Origin of the sequence: Streptomyces sp. NPDC020884 (genome assembly GCF_044333935.1) — a bacterium.
Lineage (GTDB): Bacteria > Actinomycetota > Actinomycetes > Streptomycetales > Streptomycetaceae > Streptomyces.
On sequence record NZ_JBIRRY010000012.1, the window covers coordinates 265709 to 283226 of the forward strand.

The 17518-nt window shown below is 72.0% G+C and carries 9 protein-coding genes; 1 reads left to right on the top strand and 8 read right to left on the bottom strand.

Translation table 11 applies throughout. The features are described 5' to 3' along the window. Positions 1–3 precede the first annotated feature (3 nt). The 6 genes from ACH4UK_RS32815 to eccD all read right to left on the bottom strand — a co-directional run bounded on the left by ACH4UK_RS32815 (position 4) and on the right by eccD (position 8357). Positions 4–3552 carry an AAWKG family protein gene (locus ACH4UK_RS32815; RefSeq protein ID WP_398362250.1) on the bottom strand — a complete coding sequence of 1183 codons (3549 nt, stop codon included), beginning with the start codon at positions 3550–3552 and terminating at the stop codon, positions 4–6. 49 nt (positions 3553–3601) lie between these two features. Then, the gene (locus tag ACH4UK_RS32820) at positions 3602–4075 is read right to left on the bottom strand and encodes a type VII secretion system-associated protein (protein ID WP_398362252.1); all 474 of its coding nucleotides are present in this window, start codon (positions 4073–4075) and stop codon (positions 3602–3604) included. A 109-nt stretch (positions 4076–4184) separates the two neighbouring features. After that, on the bottom strand, positions 4185–4493 hold the full coding sequence (locus tag ACH4UK_RS32825) for a WXG100 family type VII secretion target (protein WP_018516200.1): 309 nt from the start codon (positions 4491–4493) through the stop codon (positions 4185–4187). A gap of 85 nt (positions 4494–4578) precedes the next feature. Beyond that, positions 4579–4914, bottom strand: a complete 336-nt coding sequence (locus ACH4UK_RS32830) for a hypothetical protein (RefSeq protein ID WP_398362254.1) — start codon at positions 4912–4914, stop codon at positions 4579–4581. Positions 4915–5300: 386 nt separating this feature from the next. Then, entirely contained in the window at positions 5301–6905 is a 1605-nt protein-coding gene (eccB, locus tag ACH4UK_RS32835) for a type VII secretion protein EccB (protein ID WP_398362256.1), read from the bottom strand. Positions 6906–6950: 45 nt separating this feature from the next. Then, complete coding sequence (eccD, locus tag ACH4UK_RS32840) at positions 6951–8357, bottom strand: type VII secretion integral membrane protein EccD (RefSeq protein WP_398362258.1); 1407 nt, start codon at positions 8355–8357, stop codon at positions 6951–6953. Positions 8358–8807: 450 nt separating this feature from the next. On the opposite strand from eccD, the gene eccCa reads away from it, so the two are divergent. Beyond that, complete coding sequence (gene eccCa, locus ACH4UK_RS32845; RefSeq protein WP_398362323.1) at positions 8808–12782, top strand: type VII secretion protein EccCa; 3975 nt, start codon at positions 8808–8810, stop codon at positions 12780–12782. Positions 12783–12846: 64 nt separating this feature from the next. Here the strand turns inward: eccCa and ACH4UK_RS32850 are convergent, their stop codons facing one another. Continuing rightward, positions 12847–14100, bottom strand: a complete 1254-nt coding sequence (locus ACH4UK_RS32850) for a S8 family serine peptidase (RefSeq protein WP_398362260.1) — start codon at positions 14098–14100, stop codon at positions 12847–12849. Beyond that, the gene (locus ACH4UK_RS32855; protein ID WP_398362262.1) at positions 14097–17408 is read right to left on the bottom strand and encodes a right-handed parallel beta-helix repeat-containing protein; all 3312 of its coding nucleotides are present in this window, start codon (positions 17406–17408) and stop codon (positions 14097–14099) included. Before ACH4UK_RS32855 ends, ACH4UK_RS32850 begins: the two co-directional genes overlap by 4 nt. Positions 17409–17518: the final 110 nt, after the last annotated feature.

Here is a 17518-nt window from a genome sequence, read left to right on the forward strand (position 1 = left end):
CGGTCACCGGCCGATGACGGCCGGGGTGCCGCCCTCCTCGGTGCCCCATACGTCCGCGTCCTCCTCCAGGTAGTCGGCGGACGTCACAGGCCTGCGTCCCTGCTCCGGCTCCTCCTCTTCCGGGGAGTTGCCGCCGGTGGTCGTCACCCGGGAGGCCGGGGTGAGGAAGGTGTCACTGTCCTCCTGGCGGTTCCACGGGCTGCGCCTGCGGCGGTTGCGCCGCTCGCTCTCCTCCGCCGCGTCGACCAGGACGGCGCGCACGCGCTCGCCGTTGCCCTTCTCACCGCCTCCGCCCATCCCGCCCATGCCGCCGCCCATCGGCATGCCGGGGCTGCCGGGCGTGCCCGGAGCGCCGGGCGCCCCCGGGCCGGCGCCACCGGCGCCGGGGGTCGCCGCGTTGTTCGTGGCGCTGTCGGAGAGCGGGGACACCTGGCCGAGGGTCTCCGAGGACGGGAGGTTCGCACCGGGCAGGCCACCGCCGGAGCCGCCGGCTCCGGCCTGGGCGCTCAGCCCCAGCTCCGAGAGGGAGACGTCCCGGCTGCTGGACCCGTCGCCTCCCCCGCCGCCGCTGCCGCTGCCGCCGCTTCCGAGATCCTTGAGCGCGTCGAGATCGAGGTCCCGGTTCTGGCCGGGGCCGTCCAGGTCCCGGTTCCCGTTGAGGTCACCGAGGTTGCCGAGGTCCCGGTTCTGACCGAGGTCCCGCAGGTCGTCGAGGAAGTCCGGCCTGCCGTTGCCGTCACGCGAGTTGAGCTCGTCGAGGGTGACCGTCTCGGTCCTGCCCTGGGGGTCGGTGACGGTGGCGATGCCGGTGTCCGGGTCGATGGAGTGGCTGGAGCCATCGGGGAAGGAGTTGAGGAACCGGCCGTTGTCCAGGGTGGAGACGGAACCGTCCGGGTTGGTCACCTCGGCACCGTGGGTGAGGTCCGTGGTGACCTTGGAGCCGTCCGGCGCGATGCTGGTGAGCTGACCGGTGTCCGGGTCGAAGACGGCCTTGCCGCCGTCCGGGAAGGTGGTGGCGAAGTCACCGTTCTCCAGACCGGTGAGGCTGCCGGTCGGGGACTCGAGGCCCGTCCTGTCGGTGTTGAGGTTCCCGAGGTCGCCCAGGTCGTTGATGGTCTCCCGGTCGCCGAGGCCGCCGTCGGACTCGGTGGGGAGATCGGTGTCGATGTTGCCCAGGTCGCCCAGGTTGCCCAGGTCCCCGATCTCGTTCCGGCCGTTCAGCCCCCCGAGGTTGCCGAGATTCTCCGTGGTGACGGTGCCGTCGGGGGCGGTGGAGACGGCCTGACCGGTCTTCGGGTCCACCACCTGCTCCGTTCCGTCGGGGAACGTCGTCGTCAGCTTGCCGTCGTCGCCGAGGGAGGTGACCGAACCGTCCGGGTTGGTCACCCTCGTGCCGTCGCCCAGATCCTGCGTGGTGACGCTGCCGTCCGGGTGGGTGGTGGTGAGCAGCCCGCTGTCCGGGTCGAAGGAGGTGCTGCTGCCGTCCGGGAAACCGCTGGTGAGCTGGTTCCCGTCGAGCTGGGTGCTGCCGCCGGTCGGGGTGTCCAGCGAGCCGCCCGCGCCGTTGTTGAGGTCGCCGAGGTTGCCCAGGTTCTGCGTGATCGCCTCGTTGGCCCCGTCGTTGGGGTTCCTCGTGTTGCCGGGGCCGCCGTTGATCCCGCCGAGGTTGCCGAGGTTCTGGCCCACGGGAAGCGGGCCGCCGCCGCCGGGGTTGTTCACATCGCCGAGGTTGCCGAGGTTCTCGGAGACCGCGTTGTTCACGTCGTCGAGGCTCGGGGTGTCCGTGCCGCCGGGACCTCCAGGCGTGTTGATACCGCCGAGGTCACCGAGGCTCTCGGTCACGGGGACGTCCTGCTTGAGGTTCAGCAGGTCGTCGAGGTTGCCGATGTTCTCGCCACCGCCGCCACCGCCCGGCCCGTTGATGTCGCCGAGGCTCTCCTCCATCTGCTTGGCCTGCTCCTCGGCCTCGCGCTTGGCCTCCTCCTGCTGGAGGCGCTGCTCCTCGCGCAGCTCCTCCTGGTACTTCTTGTCCTCATCGCGCTGCTCCTGCTGCTCCTGGCGCAGTTCGTCCTGGAGCTTCTTGTCCTCCTCGCGCTGGATCCGCTGCTCCTCACGCAGCTCGTCCTGGTACTTCTTGTCCTCCTCGCGCTGCTCCTCCTGCTCCTTGCGCAGCTCCTCCTGGAGCTTCTTGTCCTCCTCGCGCTGGATCCGCTGCTCCTCACGCAGCTCGTCCTGGTAGCGGCGGTTCTCCTCGTTCTCCTCGTTGATCTTGTCCTTCTCCTCGTCCAGCTTCTTCTTCTCGTACTCCTCGCCGGCCGTGCTGGTCGACTTGGGCTCGGGTACGTTCTCGGAGAAGTCCTTGGAGAGGTTGAGGAACTGGTTGTTGAGCCTGGACTGCACCTCGCGGGCGGGCTCCACGAGCAGGTCGTCCACGGCCCGGCTCCAGATGTCCACCGCCTTGTCGCCGACCTTCGCCCAGTTCGCGATGTCGGTGAGGTCTCCGTAGTCGGGGTGCACCTGGGAGAAGCCGCCCTGCGGGCTGTGGCTGACGGTCGTGGTGTAGCGGCTGGTGTACGACTTGATGTCGGTCTTGGCCACGTTCTCCGTGTCCACCCACTGGGCGAGGTCGTCGAGGACGTAGCGCAGCACGCGGTGCGGGTCGTAGTAGTCGGACTGGGCCCAGGTCAGCCAGTGGCCGAGCAGGTCCCGGGCCGCCTGCTCCAGGTGGGAGCGGCCCAGGGAGAGCGCGCGGGAGTAGACGGTGCTGCCGGTGCCGGTGCTGTCACCGCTGCCCGCCGTCTCGTTGAAGGTCTCCACGTAACTGTCGTAGTTCTCGCGGATCTTCTTGATGAGGCTGCGGAAGACCTCCGCGGCCTCGCCCTTCCAGCTCGCGTCGTCCCGGCCGAAGCGGTCTTCCCAGTCCTTGAGCAGCGGTGCGTGGTCCTTGAAGAACTTGGCCGCGTAGTCGAAGGAGTGGCCCGCGTCGGTGAAGGAGTCCAGGTCGACGACGTCGGCCTCCTTGGCGACCAGGCCGCTGAAGCGGCCGTCGCCGCTGTTCCCCTTCAGCAGGGCCATCAGCGCCGCCCGTGGCCCGTTCATGTACCGGGCCAGCGGGATGGTGCTGAACTTGTCCTTGTTGTAGTCCGTGAACTCGTTGCCCTCGCGGACGGACACGTCGTTGACGTCGGTGGAGTCGGTGCCGGCGAAGATGATCTCCTCGCCGGACTTCACGCGACCCTCGAAGACGATCCGGGCCTGCATGATGGAACGCTTTTTTCCGCTGTCGAAGAACCAGATGTCGTAGTCCTGGCCCTTGTCCCGCAGAAAGCCGGAGTCCTTGACGAGGAGGCCGAGGCTGCGCTCCTTGATGTCCATCCGGAAGAGCTTGCCGCCGTGGTCGGAGCGGAGCGTGTCGAAGACCTCGCTGCGCTTGGGCACGGGATAGCCGGTGATGTGGGTGACGAGATCAGCCCAGTTGTCAGTGGATGCCGCGTCTCTGTCCTCGTACTTGTCGACGTTGTCCACGGATGATTCGTCGTACCGGTCGGCCACCGCGCGCCCTCTCTCGTCTCTCGCCGTCCACCCCGGTGCGTGGGGGCGGCTAGTTCTCTTCCGTGCCCGTGGATCCGCTGGTGAGCGTGTCGACCTCTTCGAAGGTCTGGAGCAGCGTCTGGGCGTCGATCGCGTCCAGGTTCTTGTTCTTGGTCTTGTTGGCCTCTTCGATGGTGTCGGTGAGGGCTTCCTTGAGCTCCTTGAAGAGTTCCATCTGGTCGCCGAGGAGCTTGTCGAGGGAGGTCGCCACCGACTTCACGCTCTCGACCAGCGTCGGACCGGAGATCAACTTCTCCCTGTTGATCAGTCCGAGGCGCAGGAGCTGCGATTCCTGGTCGAGGTTGTCGGCCGTGGTGTAGCCGCCGATCAGTTCGCTGAGGGGACGGGTGCGGCCATCGCCCTCGCCCTCGCCGTCCTCCTTGTGCTTCTTGGCCTTGGTGTAGACCGGGTGCACCTCGTTGTCGCGGAAGTTCTCCATCTGCTTGAGGTCGAAATGCTTGACATCGGCCTGCTCACCAGCCATAGGACGTCCTCCTGCGATCGGGCCCGGACGGGGTCACTCAAACGGAATTACGGAAGGCCGGGGTCCGCCTCTCCTGCGCACGGCAGGGAGGCGGACCCCGACCGGAAGGCTAACGGGCCCGTACACCGCCCCAGTTGTCGGCGCTCCTGCGCTCGTCCCTGGAGTGGTTGTCGTGGATGCTCTGGACCAGTTCACCACTGTCGCCGAGGAGCAGGGCCATGTTCTTGGTCGCCTGGTCCCATTCGGCCTGCACCCCGCGGTACATCGCCTGGTCGTCACCCTCCCAGGAGGTGATGAGCGGCTTCAGCTCGTCCTCCAGGTTGTTGAGGGTGGTGATGATCTGCTGGGTCTGCTGCTTCAGCTCCTCGATCGCGTTGCGGACCGTGGAGTACTGGACATCGATGATGCCGTCGGCCATGACATCTCCTCTCGGATGGCCGGGCGCCAGGGCCCGGGGTGCTCATGAGTTCCGGCCTCCGCGAGAGGCCGGTGACGCGAGGGGGTCAGCGCAGTGCTTCGAAGACGCCCTGGCTGGTCTTGCTGTTGAGCACCTCGGTGAGGTCCTGGTTCTCCTTCGCCAGCCGGTCGGCCGACGTCACGTTCTCCTGGAGCGCGTCGACCATCTTGCTGATCTGGACGACGACCTTCTGGGCCTCGCCGTTCCAGCTGCGGAAGAGCTTCAGCAGGGCCTGACCCTCGTCGCCGCCCACGCCCGAACGCGCGGCGATCTCGGCGACGTTGTTCTGGGTCTTCTCCACCGAGGCACGGGCCGACTCAAGTGTCGAGACACCTCCCAAGCCCTTGGCATAATCCGCCCTCCTCTGGCCACTGTCCGCCATGTCACGCTCCCTTCGTCGAGGCAACTCTCGTCACACCGTTGCCCGCTGAGGCTATGGAGAAGTCCCCGTCCGGCGCAACATATGCAAGGAAGATTTGAGCATAGGTCAGGGCGATCGGATTCCTTGAGGGGCAAGGAAGTTGCCGGAGGTTTCCACGAAATGAACGCGGACCGACTCCGGGCGGCCGAGGGAGGGGATACGGACAGGAAACGGGCAGCAAAGGAATCCGAACGGTCATCGGGTCCGCCCATTTTCTGAGCTTTATCTGAGGTTTCTTCCGCGCCGGTCCACACCGAATCTCCCCCAACCGGAGCCGGGTTATGTGGGCCGCCCCTCCCTCTGCTCCCTTTTCTCTTCTTAGGCAGCGTTTGAGGCGTTTGCCGGGATCATGGCCGGAAGTCGGCCGCGGTACCGGCCCCCGCGGTGCGGGCCGCCCCGTCCTTGGCCGCCGCTCCGTCCTTGCCCGCCGCATCGTCCTTGCCGGCAGCGCACTTGGGGGCCGTGACCCTGGGCTCCGCGACGCCGGAGGCGGCGGCCGGGTCCAGGTCCGCGCCGGTGGGCAGGGCCGCGAGCAGCGGTGCGGGGACCGAGCCGATGTCTCCCTCCCCGTACCCGAGCGCGCCCAGCGCGTCCTTGGCCGGGACGCGGTACTTCACACCGTTCTCCGCCACCAGGTAGGTCGTCCCGGCGTGCGCCGCCCCGCTGGCGTGCAGGGCCCGGACCAGGGCGCCGCGTCCCGGGCGTACGACCGTGGCGTCCGTCCGGGCGCAGGCCTCGGCCACCGGCTGGGCCGCGCCCTGGGAGAACGCCACGGGGGCGAGCCCGGTGAGCGGGACGAGCACCGACCGGATCCGGGCGCCGCCGTTGCCGCCGTCCACCTGGGCGCAGAGCGCGCTGCCACGCGGTGCGGACTGCGGGAGCGGTGGTGTACGGGGCAGCTCCGCGGCGGCGGGCCCGGCGGCGCCCGTCTCCTTCGACCGGTGCGTACGCAGCGCGTCTGCGCCCACCGCGCGGGCCTCGGGCGAGCGGCCCTGGTAGGCGTCCTTCTGGGTGGCCGGGTCGCCCAGCACGAGGGCGGCCTCCAGCCGGGAGAGCGGCACAAGGCCGTCCTTGCGCAACAGGTGGTAGGTGCTGCCGCCGCCGGGCACGCTCACCTCGAAGAGCTGGCCGATCGTGCTCGGCTCACCGCCGATCACCGGGCCCCTCCCTCCGCGCCCCGGGACCTCCGGCGGCTTCAGGGCGGGGCCGGGGGCCAGGGCGTCGAGGAAGGCGGCCGAGACCGGCATGGCCTGCTCGGAGCCGTAGCCGAGGGCATTGCGTGCGTCGGAGGCGCGGTCCAGGGGCAGTCGGCTGCCCCGCCACACCAGGTACTCGGTGCGGTCCGGGCCGCGTACGAGCATTCCGCGGTCGGCTCCGACGTCCTGGGTCTCCAGCGGTGCTCCGGCGACCAGGGTGGTGGCCCCCGGCCGGTCGACTCCGGCGTCCTCGAGGGCGCCGGAGGTGCTGGGCAGCGCGCCGTCGGGGCCGGTGACGCACATGTGCCAGGCGCCGGCGTCGAGCTGGCCGGGCCCGGGGAGGGTGTCGGGCGCGCCGGGGATGCCGGCCGGCGACCCCACGGGGACGTCCCGCAGCGAGGCGGTGGAGACGTCCACGGCCTTCAGCTGCGAGCCTCCGATCAGTCGGGCCGAGGCGTAGTTGCGGACCGGGTGGAGTACGCCGTCGGTGCCGGTCCACAGATAGCGGGCACCGGTCTCGCGGTTGACCACCAGGTTCTCGCCCTTGCGCCACGTCTCGTTGCCGCCGGGGCGCAGGAGCCCGTAGACGGTGGTGCCGGCGCCGATCAGGACGGTCACCAGGATGCCGAAGACCACTCCCCGGGTCGTCCGGCCCAGCGGGCTCTCCGGGGCGTCCGGGTCGGCCGTCAGCAGGCCCGAACTGAGCCTGCCCATCATGAATCCGTGGGCCTGCACCTGGTCGCGCTTGGACTGCACAGCCTCTCCTCAACTCTTCTTCGATGGAACGGCGTACGGGCGGACTCAGCCGAACAGTCCGCGCAGCCAGCCGAAGAGGCCCGCGGCCCACAGGGTGAACGGCAGCAGCGCGACCGCGAGGCCGGTGTGGGCCAGCTCCGCCGCCCGGCCCCAGTACGGCAGCACCCGGCGGCCGGGCACGATCCAGGACGCGGTCACCAGGGCGGCCGCCGCGGCGAGCAGCACCGCGAAGACGATCACCCGGCCGTCGGCGTCGCTGTCCACCGCCCAGGCACGGGCGAGGAGCAGCAGCCCCCAGATGCCGGGCACCGCCAGGGTGAGCCGCTGGCCGATGTGTACCAGCCCCCGGGAGTGCAGGAGCAGCAGCAGGGACAGCGAGACCGCGGTGAGCGTCTCGGGCAGGTCCGGGGTCTGGGCGAGGACCGCCAGGGCGGCGGCGGCGATGGTGCCGGTGGCGGCGAAGAGCGCGGCGACCCAGCGCCCGGCGAGTTCGGTGCGCTCGGAGACCTCGTCGCCCGCGTACGGGTCGATGCCCTCCTGGAGCTGGCCGGCGGAGGACGGCAGGGACGGCATCCGCATCCCGGCCAGTTTGAAGGCGAAGGGTGCCACCGCCCCCGCGGCGAGCGCGACCACCGTGGCCACCAACGCAACGGCGGCGGGCGCGTCCAGGCCGGTGTAGCCCATCAGGGCCCCGGAGATCGCGGTGGCGACCGCGACCACGGCGGTGGCCAGCAGAGCGGGGGCGCCGACGGCGGTCGCGGCGAGCGCGAGGACCGCGCCGCCCGCCGCCGCGGCGCCTGCCGCGAGCAGCCGCGCGCCCACGACCTGCACCGCGTCGGGCCCGGTCAGGTCGCCGCCGGGCAGCACCCAGCCGACCAGCGCGAAGCACGGGGCGACCAGCAGGCCGAGGGCGGTCGCGGAGAGGCGGTCGCCGACCGCGCGGCTGGCGGAGCCCGCGCCCGCGAGGAGCAGCGCCCCGGCCACGGCCGCGCAGCCGGCCCGGGTGGCGGTGGAATCGGCCACTCCCGGCCAGAACACCAGCACCAGGGCGGCCACCACGGTCGCCACCGCGGTGCCCACCAGCAGGCCCCGGGCAGCCGCGGCGTGCCAGGTGTGCAGCCGGCGCCCCACCGTCTCGGCGATCCCGTCGACCAGGTCGTCCAGCCGTGCTTCGGGCAGCGCCTCGGTGTGCGGGCGCAGATGGAGCACGGCACCGTCGGAGAGACCGGCCCTGGCCAGGGTGGTCTCCTCGTCGAGCGGGGCGTCGCCGAGCCGCTGGAGCACCCAGCCCGCGTGGTCGAGCCCGGCTTCCTCGGCATCCTCACCGACGTACCGCAGGAGTGTGGGCAGCAGGTCGGCGACCGGTACGTCGGCGGGCACGGCCAGATCGATGGTGACGCTCGGCGCACGTACGGTCAGGCGGCACGATTCGGCCACCGCACTGTCGGTCATCAGCAGAACTCTCGTCTTCCGTGCAGGCTTTGACAGGAAGGTTCCCCGGCAGAGGGAATGTGCGAACAGTACGGACAGGTCCCCGTGGCTGTGAACCGGGGGGCCTGGCAGAAAAAATGTGCCCGCGCGCCCGGCTGCCACCAATCCCGCGTGGACAGGGTGCGTTCCGTGAATGCAGACTACTGCCTGCGGCCACCGGCCGTACTGCGGGCCGGGTGAGGAATCCGGCAAACGGTCGGCCTTCACGGAAGTTGACCGCCACCGCTATCCGATCGAAACATTCACCCGGCGTTCATCGTGGCACCCGCGCCCGAGGAATCCGGCGGGTGCGGTCTTTCCTCCTTCCGGGTGCGCCGGTATTCGGAGCGGGCCGGAAAGTCAGTGAACCGGAGGTTCTCTTCCTTGAGTGTCGTGCTGTTTCGCCGCCCGGCCCGCAGGCGCGGGCCGGAGATGCCCGAGGGGCAGTTGACCCTCCAGGAGCCGCCGGTCCTCGCCGAGTCGGTGCCCGACACCTCGGCGGTGTGGACCTACCTGCCGATGGCCCTGATGTCGGTGTCGATGATGCTGATGTTCCTCCGCCCCGGGGGCGGCAACGGCGTCTTCATGTACCTGGCGATGGGCGTCATGGCGCTCTCCGCCGGCGCCATGCTGCTGGGGCAGCTGATGCGCCGCTCCAGCGAGCGCAAGCAGCGGCTGAAGGGCGAACGGCGGGACTACCTCCGCTATTTGGCCCAGACCCGCAAGCGCGTGCGGACCACCATCGCGGAGCAGCAGCGGGCGCTGGCCTGGCGCCACCCGGAGCCGGCGTCGCTCCGCTCGCTGGCCCGCACCTCGCGGTTGTGGGAACGCCGCCCGGCCGACGAGGACTTCGGCGAGGTCCGGCTCGCGGTCGGTGAGCAGCAGCTCGCGCTCACCCTGAACCCGGTCTCCACCCGCCCGGTCGAGGATCTGGAACCCCTCTGCGCGCACGCGCTGCGCCGCTTCATCCGCGCCTACTCCACCATCCCGGAGCAGCCGCTGGGCCTCTACCTGCGTTCCTCGGCCCGGATCCTGCTGCGCCCGGAGGAGGCGACCGGCGAGGAGAGTGCGGAGCCCGACAGCGGCGGGGGCGACGACAGCGACGCCGTACGGGCGCTGGTGCGGGCCATGCTCGGGCAGCTGGCGGTGTTCCACGCGCCCGAGGAGCTGTGGATCGCCTTCTGCGTCAGCGACGAGCGGCGGGCCGACTGGGAGTGGGTCAAGTGGCTGCCGCACGTGCTGGATCCGCACGAGGAGGACGGGGCCGGCCAGGCCCGCCGGATCACCGCCGACCTCACCGAGCTGGACGACCTGCTCGGCGCCGAGTTCGCCGAGCGCCCCGGCTTCGACCCGGACGCCCGCCCCGGCCGTGACGAGCCGTACACGGTCATCGTGCTCGACGGCGTCAACGTCCCCGAAAGCCACCGCTGGGAGGGCCACGGCTACCGCAACGCGCTGATCCTCGACGTCTCCGGGGCGCTGCGCTGGCGGCCCGGCCGCAACACGCTGCGGCTGACCGTGGGTCCCGACCAGGTGAACCTGGTGCGGACCGACCGCAGCCGCAAGGAGCGTTCGGTGCCGCTCGGCCGTCCCGACCGGCTCGGCCCGCTCGGCGCGGAGTCGCTGGCCCGGCTGATCACCCCGCGCCGGATGAGCCTGGGCACCGACATCGCGCAGCCGCTGGACACCGACGTCGAGCTGACCACCCTGCTCGGCATCCCCGACCTGCACCGGCACGACCCGCAGACCCTCTTCGACCGGCACTCCGGCTCCGGCCGGCTGCGGGTGCCGATCGCGGTCGGTGTGGACGGACGCGCCGTCGAGCTCGACATCAAGGAGTCCGCGCAGGGCGGCATGGGCCCGCACGGCATGCTCATCGGGGCCACCGGCTCCGGCAAGAGCGAGCTCCTGCGCACCCTCGTCCTCGGGCTCGCCCTCACCAACTCCTCCGAGACCCTCAACTTCGTCCTGGTCGACTTCAAGGGCGGCGCCACCTTCCTCGGCCTGGAGGAACTCCCCCACACCTCCGCCGTGATCACCAACCTCGCCGACGAAGTCGCCCTGGTGGAGCGCATGCAGGATGCCCTGCACGGCGAACTCATCCGCCGTCAGGAGCTGCTGCGGTCGGCGGGCAACTACACCTCGGCCCTGGAGTACGAGCGGGCCCGCGCCGCCGGGGCGGACCTCACACCGCTGCCCAGCCTGTTCGTGGTGGTCGACGAGTTCAGCGAACTGCTCTCCACCCACCGGGAGTTCATGGAGCTCTTCGTGATGATCGGCCGCCTCGGCCGTTCGCTGGGCGTGCATCTGCTGCTCGCCTCGCAGCGCCTGGACGAGGGGCGCATGCACCAGTTGGAGAGCCACCTCTCGTACCGCATAGGTCTGCGCACCTTCTCCGCGATGGAGAGCCGGGGCGTGCTCGGCGTGCCCGATGCCTACGAGCTCCCCGCCGCGCCCGGCAGCGGCTTCCTGAAGTCCGGGGTGGAGGCCCTGACCCGGTTCCGTGCCGCGTACTCCTCGGGGACCTACCGGCGTCGGACCGGTGCGGTGGTGCAGGCACGGGTGGCCAGCCAGGTGGTGCCGTGGACCAGCGGGTGGGTGGTGCCCCGCACCCTGGAGACCCCGCCCGCCCCGGAGCCGGAGACGGAGACGGAGCAGGCCGAGGACGCGGAGGCGCTGCTCGACGTGGCGCTGGACCGGCTGCGCGGTTCCGGGCCCGCCGCGCACCAGGTGTGGCTGCCGCCGCTGGACGAGCCCTCCCCGCTGGACGCCCTGCTGCCCGGCATCGCGCCCGATCCGGAGCGCGGCCTCATCGCCACGCGCTGGCCGGGCGCCGGAAAGCTGCGGGTCCCGGTCGGGCTCGTGGACAAGCCCTTCGACCAGCGCCGCGACCCGCTGATCGTGGACCTGTCCGGGGCGGGCGGCCATGTCGCCGTCGCGGGTGGTTCGCAGAGCGGCAAGTCCACGCTCGCCCGTACGCTCATCGCCGCCCTGGCCCTCACCCACACCCCGGCCGAGATCCAGTTCTACTGCCTGGACTTCGGTGGCGGCGGGCTCTCGCAGCTCGCCGCGCTCCCGCACGTCGGCGGGGTCGCGGCGCGGCTCAACCCGGAGCGCGTGCACCGGGCCGTCGCCGAGGTGATGACGCTCCTCGCCCGCCGGGAGCAGTTCTTCGTGGACCACACGCTCGACTCCATGCAGTCCTACCGGCGGCGGCGGGCCGCCGGGGAGTTCCCCGACGAACCGTTCGGCGATGTGTTCATGGTGGTCGACGGCTGGTCCACGGTCCGCCAGGACTACGACGACCTGATCCCGAAGTTCAACGAGCTCGCGGCCCGCGGCCTCAACTACGGCATCCACCTGATCATCACCACCACCCGCTGGGTGGAGTTGTCCGCCCAGGTCCGCGACCAGGCCGCCACCCGGCTGGAGCTGCGGATGGGTGACCCGATGGACTCCGAGATCGACACCCGCAAGGCCCGTTCGGTGCCGCGCACCGGCGGCCGGGGCATCACCGCCGACAGCAAGATGCACTTCCTGGCGGGCCTGCCCCGCCTGGACGGCAGCGGCTCCCTCGAGGACCTCGGCGAGGGCGTCGCCCATCTGGTCGGGGAGATCGCCCGGCACTGGTCCGGTCCGTCCGCCCCGCAGGTGCGGATGCTGCCGCACCGTCTGCCGGTCTCCGACCTCCCGGCGCCCGAGGCCACCGAGGGCGGCGGCATGCGCCTCGCGCTCGGTCTCGACCAGGACGCCCTGGAGCCGGTCTGGCACGACTTCAGCCGGACCCCGCACCTGATCGCGGTCGGCGACACCGAGAGCGGCAAGACCAACCTGCTGCGGCTGATCGTCAAGGGCATCACCACCCGGTACACCCCCGCGGAGGCGAAGATCATCGCGGTGGACTACCGCCGCACCCTGGTCGACGCCATCCCCGAGGAGTACCGCATCGGGCATGTGATCTCCCTGGACAACCTCAACGAGACCATCGAGGGGGCGGCCCGCGCGATGAAGACCCGGGTCCCCGGGGCCGACATCTCGCCCGCCCGGATGCGCCGCTGCGACTGGTGGTCGGGCCCGCGCCTGTTCGTCCTGGTCGACGACTACGACATGGTCTCGGGCAACTCCTTCCAGAGCCCCTTCGAGCCGGTCTTCGAGAACCTGACCCTGGGGTTCGAGATGGGCCTGCACCTGGTCGTCGCCCGCAGCGCGATGGGGGCGGGGCGCGGCCTGAGCGACGGGCTGATCCGGCGCCTGGACGAGGCCAACAACCCGGCGGTCCTGCTCTCCTGCCCGCCCACCGAGGGCCGCCTCTTCGGCAATGCGAAGCCGCTCAACCTGCCGCCGGGCCGCGCCCTGCACATCCAGCGCCGCAAGCCGCGGCTGGTGCAGACGGCGCTGGTGGAGTAAGGCGCCAGGGCACGGAGAAGGGCCCCTCCCGCGGAACGCTCCGCGGGAGGGGCCCTTCGCGTGTTCAGCTCTCGGTCGTGGTGCCCGCCTCGGCCGGACGCCACCCCCGGGCGCGGGCCCGGCTCAGCGCGAAACCGGCCCAGAGGAGGGAGCCGACGCCCGCCGATCCGAGGAGGACGAAGAGGGTGGCCCGGCCGGTGGCGCGGTCGGTGTCGGAGGTGTCGCGTACGGCCACGGGTTCGGCGGCCCGCTCCGCACCGGCGGCGGGCGTTCCTGACGCGCCGAGAACCGTGGTGACGGCGGCGTAGGCGTCCAGCTGGGGGATGTCGGCCGGGTAGGCGGTGGCGGTCAGCCGGCGGGTGACCGCATCGGCCGCGTCGCCGGGGTGGACGGCGCGGACGGCCGCTGCGGCCCCGGCCGCGTAGGCGGTGGCCACCGCGACCCCGCCGCCGAGGTAGTGCCCCTTCCCGCGCGGTCCACCGGAGACCACCCCGGCGCCCGGGGCGGCCAGATCGACGCCATCGGTGACCAGCGCGCCGTCCGGGCGGGCCCCGGCGGGCAGCATGTCGGCGACCGCGAGGACCCCGGGCTCACCGGCGGGCCAGTAGGTACGGGAGGGGATCTCGTCGGCCGAGCCGCGCGACGGGGCCTCCGGGGTGGCCGCCGCGACCACCACCGCCCCGGCCTTGCGGGCCTCGGCGACGGCCCGGGTGAGCGCGGCGTTCTTGCGCGGCAGGGCCACCGCGACCGCGATCACGTCGGCCTCGGCGGTGGTCGCCGCCCGTACCGCCGCCGTGACGAGCGCGGGGTCCGGCTGTCCGCGCCGGTCGGTGCCGCGCAGCGCGAGGATCTTCGCGCCCGGGACGACCCCGGCGAGGCGCGGGGTGCTCCCACCGGTCCCGGCGATCAGCCCGGCCAGGAACGTACCCTGCCCGACGCAGTCGTCGGCGGCCTCGCCCTGGGCGGTGACGCGGTCGTCGAGCCCTTCCGCCCCGGGGTCGACTCCGGTGGAGATCAGCGCGACGGTCACGCCCGCCCCGGTGGTGTGCCGGTGCAGCCGATCCAGGTCGAGGCGCTGGCGCGACCAGTCCTGCTTCTTCGCCTGCTCCTTGGAGGCGGGCGTGCAGGCGACGGCCTCGGCCCGCGCGTCGAGCGCGGTGGGCATCCCGGGCAGTTCCTGGCCCTTCGCCCCGTCTGCCGTCGGTGTGCGGGTGACGGGCGCCGCCTGGGCCGGGGCGACGGCGGCGGGCAGCACCAGGGCGGCGGCGAGAGAGGCCCCGTACAGCAGACGGGTCGTCCTGCGGGCGGGGGGCATCACTGGGGGACCACCTTCGGGGCCGCGGCCGTGACGTCGGCCGGGAGGAGGATGCGCAGGTCGTCCAGGGTGGGCGCGGCCAGCGAACTGAGCCGGCCCGCCTGGCGGGTGACCATCGACTCGACCACCTGGCGGGCCAGCCGGGCGTTGCCGAAGGAGCGGTCGCGGGGTACCGCGTCGAAGTACTCCCTGAGCAGCGGCCCGGTGCCGGGCCCGCACTCGTACCCCATCTGGGCGGCCTGGGTGCGCACGATGGTGACCAGTTCCTCGGAGGAGTAGTCGGCGAAGGAGATCCGGCGCGGGAAGCGGGAGGAGAGGCCGGGGTTGGAGGCGAGGAAGCGTTCCATCTCGTCGGTGTAGCCGGCGACGATGACGACCACCTCGTCACGGTGGTCCTCCATCAGCTTCAGCAGGGTGTCCACCGCCTCCTGGCCGAAGTCCGCGCCGCCGCCGCGCGGGGTGAGGGTGTACGCCTCGTCGATGAACAGCACACCGCCACGGGCCTTTTCGAAGACCTCGCGGGTCAACTGGGCGGTGTGGCCGATGTAGCGGCCGACGAGGTCGGCGCGGGCCGCCTCGATCAGCTGGCCGCGTTCCAGGACGCCCAGCTGGGTGAGCACCTCGCCGTAGAGGCGGGCGACGGTGGTCTTGCCGGTGCCGGGCGGGCCGGTGAAGACCAGATGGTTGCTGAGCGAGGGGACGGGGAGTCCGGCGGCGGCACGGTGGCGGGCGGTGGTGATGAGGTTGACCAGGTCGGCGACCTCGCGCTTCACTCCGGCCAGACCGATCATGTCGCCGAGCCGGGTGAGCGGGTCGTCGGCCGGTGCGGCGGTGTCGGAGGCCGACGCGGCGGCGGTGGCGGAGACGTCATCGGGCAGCAGCAGCCGCAGATCGTGCTCGCTGACTTGGGCCTGGGTGGAGAGCCGGATCGCCTGCCGGTCCACCATCTCCTCGAACACCCCGCGCGCGGCACGGCCGTTGCCGAATCCGGCGTCCCGGTCCATCGCCCCGAAGTGGGCGGCGAGCGCCTCCGCGGTCCCCTCGCCCAGCTCGTACTGGTGCTGGGCGCACATGCTCTCCATGATCGCGACCAGGTCGGGCACGGCGTAGTTCTCGAACTCGACGGTCCGCGAGAACCGGGACGCCAGGCCCGGGTTGGAGCTGAGGAAGGACTCCATCTCGCGGGAGTACCCGGCGGCGACCACGACCACGTCGTCGCGGTGGTCCTCCATGAGCTTCAGCAGGGTGTCCACCGCCTCGCGGCCGAAGTCGGCGCCGCCGCTGCCGCTGTCGGCGGTGAGCGTGTACGCCTCGTCGATGAACAGGACGCCGCCGAGCGCTCGCTGGAAGGTCTCGGAGGTCTTGATCGCGGTGCCGCCGACGACCTGGGCGACCAGGTCGGCGCGGGAGACCTCGACCAGGTGGCCGCTGCGCAGCGAGCCCAGTTCGGCGAGGATCGCCCCGTAGAGGCGGGCGACGGTGGTCTTACCGGTGCCGGGCGGGCCCGCGAAGATCAGGTGCCTGCTCATCGGCGGTGCGGGCATGCCGAGCTGCTCACGGCGCTGGGCGAGCTGCGTGAGGTTGACCAGCGTCCGCACCTGCTGCTTGACGTTCTCCAGGCCGATGAGCGCGTTGAGGGCGCCGAGCGGACCGTCCGCGCGGTCCGGCGGGGGCGCGTCGGCGGCACCGGACCCGGCAGGGTCGGTGTTCTCGGCGCTGCCGCTGCCCCAGGCATCGCGCTTGCCGTTGCCGACGCTGTTCAGACCGTCCACGGCGAGCCGTTCGCCGGGCGCGGTCTGCACCAGGCCGCCGCCCTCGTTCTCCCGGGCGGTGCAGTTCACCAGCGAGACGGGTGCGGTGGACTCCACCCGGAAGCCGTCCTGGGCGCCGCCGTTCGCCTCGCACCCGCTGAGCGAGGCGATCGCGCCCTCGCGGAGCAGGAAGCCGTGGCCCTTGGGGGCGTGGACGGTGGTGCGGTTGGCGGTCAGTTCACCGCCGGCGGCGACGACCACGCCCTCCTCGCCGGAGACCTCGACGCGGAAGTCGCGGACGGTGACATTGCCCCCGTCCTCCACGACCAGGCCGCTGGTGGCGGTGTCGGAGACTCCCCCGCCGGCCAGGTAGAGGGTGGAGCCGGAGGCCACCCGTACGCCGGCGCCCTTGGGCCGGACGATCTCGCAGTCCTCGATGCGGCCCCGGGCGTCCCGGGTGGCCGCGATGCCGTCACCGGCGGGCTCCACCAGACGGGCCCGGCGCAGCAGCGGGTTGGCGCCGCCGAGCACGGCGACGGCGGGCGAGGAGCCGATCACCTCCAGGCGGTCCAGCTCCGGGGCCGCGTCCTCCTCCAGGAGCAGCCCGGTCCCCTCGCAGTCGCGGACGGTCAGGCCGGTCAGCGCCGGGGACGAGGCCCCGGCGACCCGCAGGGCCGCGCCCTGCGCGCCGTCGACCCAGCAGTCCTCGAAGGTGCCGCGCGCCCGGTCGGTGACGAGCAGGCCGTTTCCGCGGGCGCGCGAGACACGGCAGCGGCGCAGTACGGGGTCGGTGCCCGCGGCGAGGACGATCCCGTTGCCGGAGGCGCCGGTGACGCGGACGTCCTCCAGGGTGGTGCGGCCGGCGGTGCTCAGGTGCACGCCGGTGCTGGTGTCGTGCACGACGGTCCGGACGACCGAGACGGCGGAGTTCGCCTCCAGGGCGATGGAGGGCTTGTCGGTGGAGGAGATGTCGCAGTCCTCGACCGTGCCGCGGGTGTCGCCGTTGGCGAGGAGGCCGTTGCCCCGGGCGCCGCGTACCGTGCAGTCGCGGATGCGGGCCTCGCCCTGTTCGGCGAGGACGATGCCGCTGGTGCCGAGGTGTTCGAGCGTGCAGGACTCGACGGTGGTGGGTGTGGTGGAGGTCACCACGATGCCGGCGCCCTGCGAGTTGCTCACCCGGCAGTCCCGCAGCGCGAGGGAGCCGGTCCCGCCGGCCAGCATCGCGGTCCAGGCGGCGCCGACGATCTCGCACCCGTCGAACGCGGCCTGGCCGCGCCGGACATCGACCGCGGGCAGCTCGGCGTCGCCGCCGCGCAGGGTGAGTTCGGAGAGCATGACGGCGTCGGCGCGCAGCGCGATCACACTGCCCGAACGCGGCCGGATCTCCACCGTGCCCCGACCCTCGGCAGCGGTGAGGGTGACCCGGGTGTGGATCACCAGGTTCTCGGTGTACGTCCCTGGCCGGACGCTGATGAGCGCACCGGTACGAGCCGCGGCGAGCGCCTCGCCGATCGTCGAAAAGCGGTCCCCGGGGCCGACCGACAGTACCTGGCGCGACACGCACCAACCTCCTCGCTACGGCGGCGTCCTGTCCGGACGCCCCTCTTCGCCGGGGACGCGATTCGACGTTCCGGCGATGCCATCATGCCTGGCCCGGGGCGGCGCACGGA

What these genes read in the sequence shown, in the direction of transcription:
- ACH4UK_RS32830 (WP_398362254.1), bottom strand. Translation starts at nt 4,914, where the DNA reads ATGGCGGACAGTGGCCAGAGGAGGGCGGATTATGCCAAGGGCTTGGGA.
- ACH4UK_RS32825 (WP_018516200.1), bottom strand. Translation starts at nt 4,493, where the DNA reads ATGGCCGACGGCATCATCGATGTCCAGTACTCCACGGTCCGCAACGCG.
- eccCa (WP_398362323.1), top strand. Translation starts at nt 8,808, where the DNA reads ATGCCCGAGGGGCAGTTGACCCTCCAGGAGCCGCCGGTCCTCGCCGAG.
- eccD (WP_398362258.1), bottom strand. Translation starts at nt 8,357, where the DNA reads ATGACCGACAGTGCGGTGGCCGAATCGTGCCGCCTGACCGTACGTGCG.
- ACH4UK_RS32820 (WP_398362252.1), bottom strand. Translation starts at nt 4,075, where the DNA reads ATGGCTGGTGAGCAGGCCGATGTCAAGCATTTCGACCTCAAGCAGATG.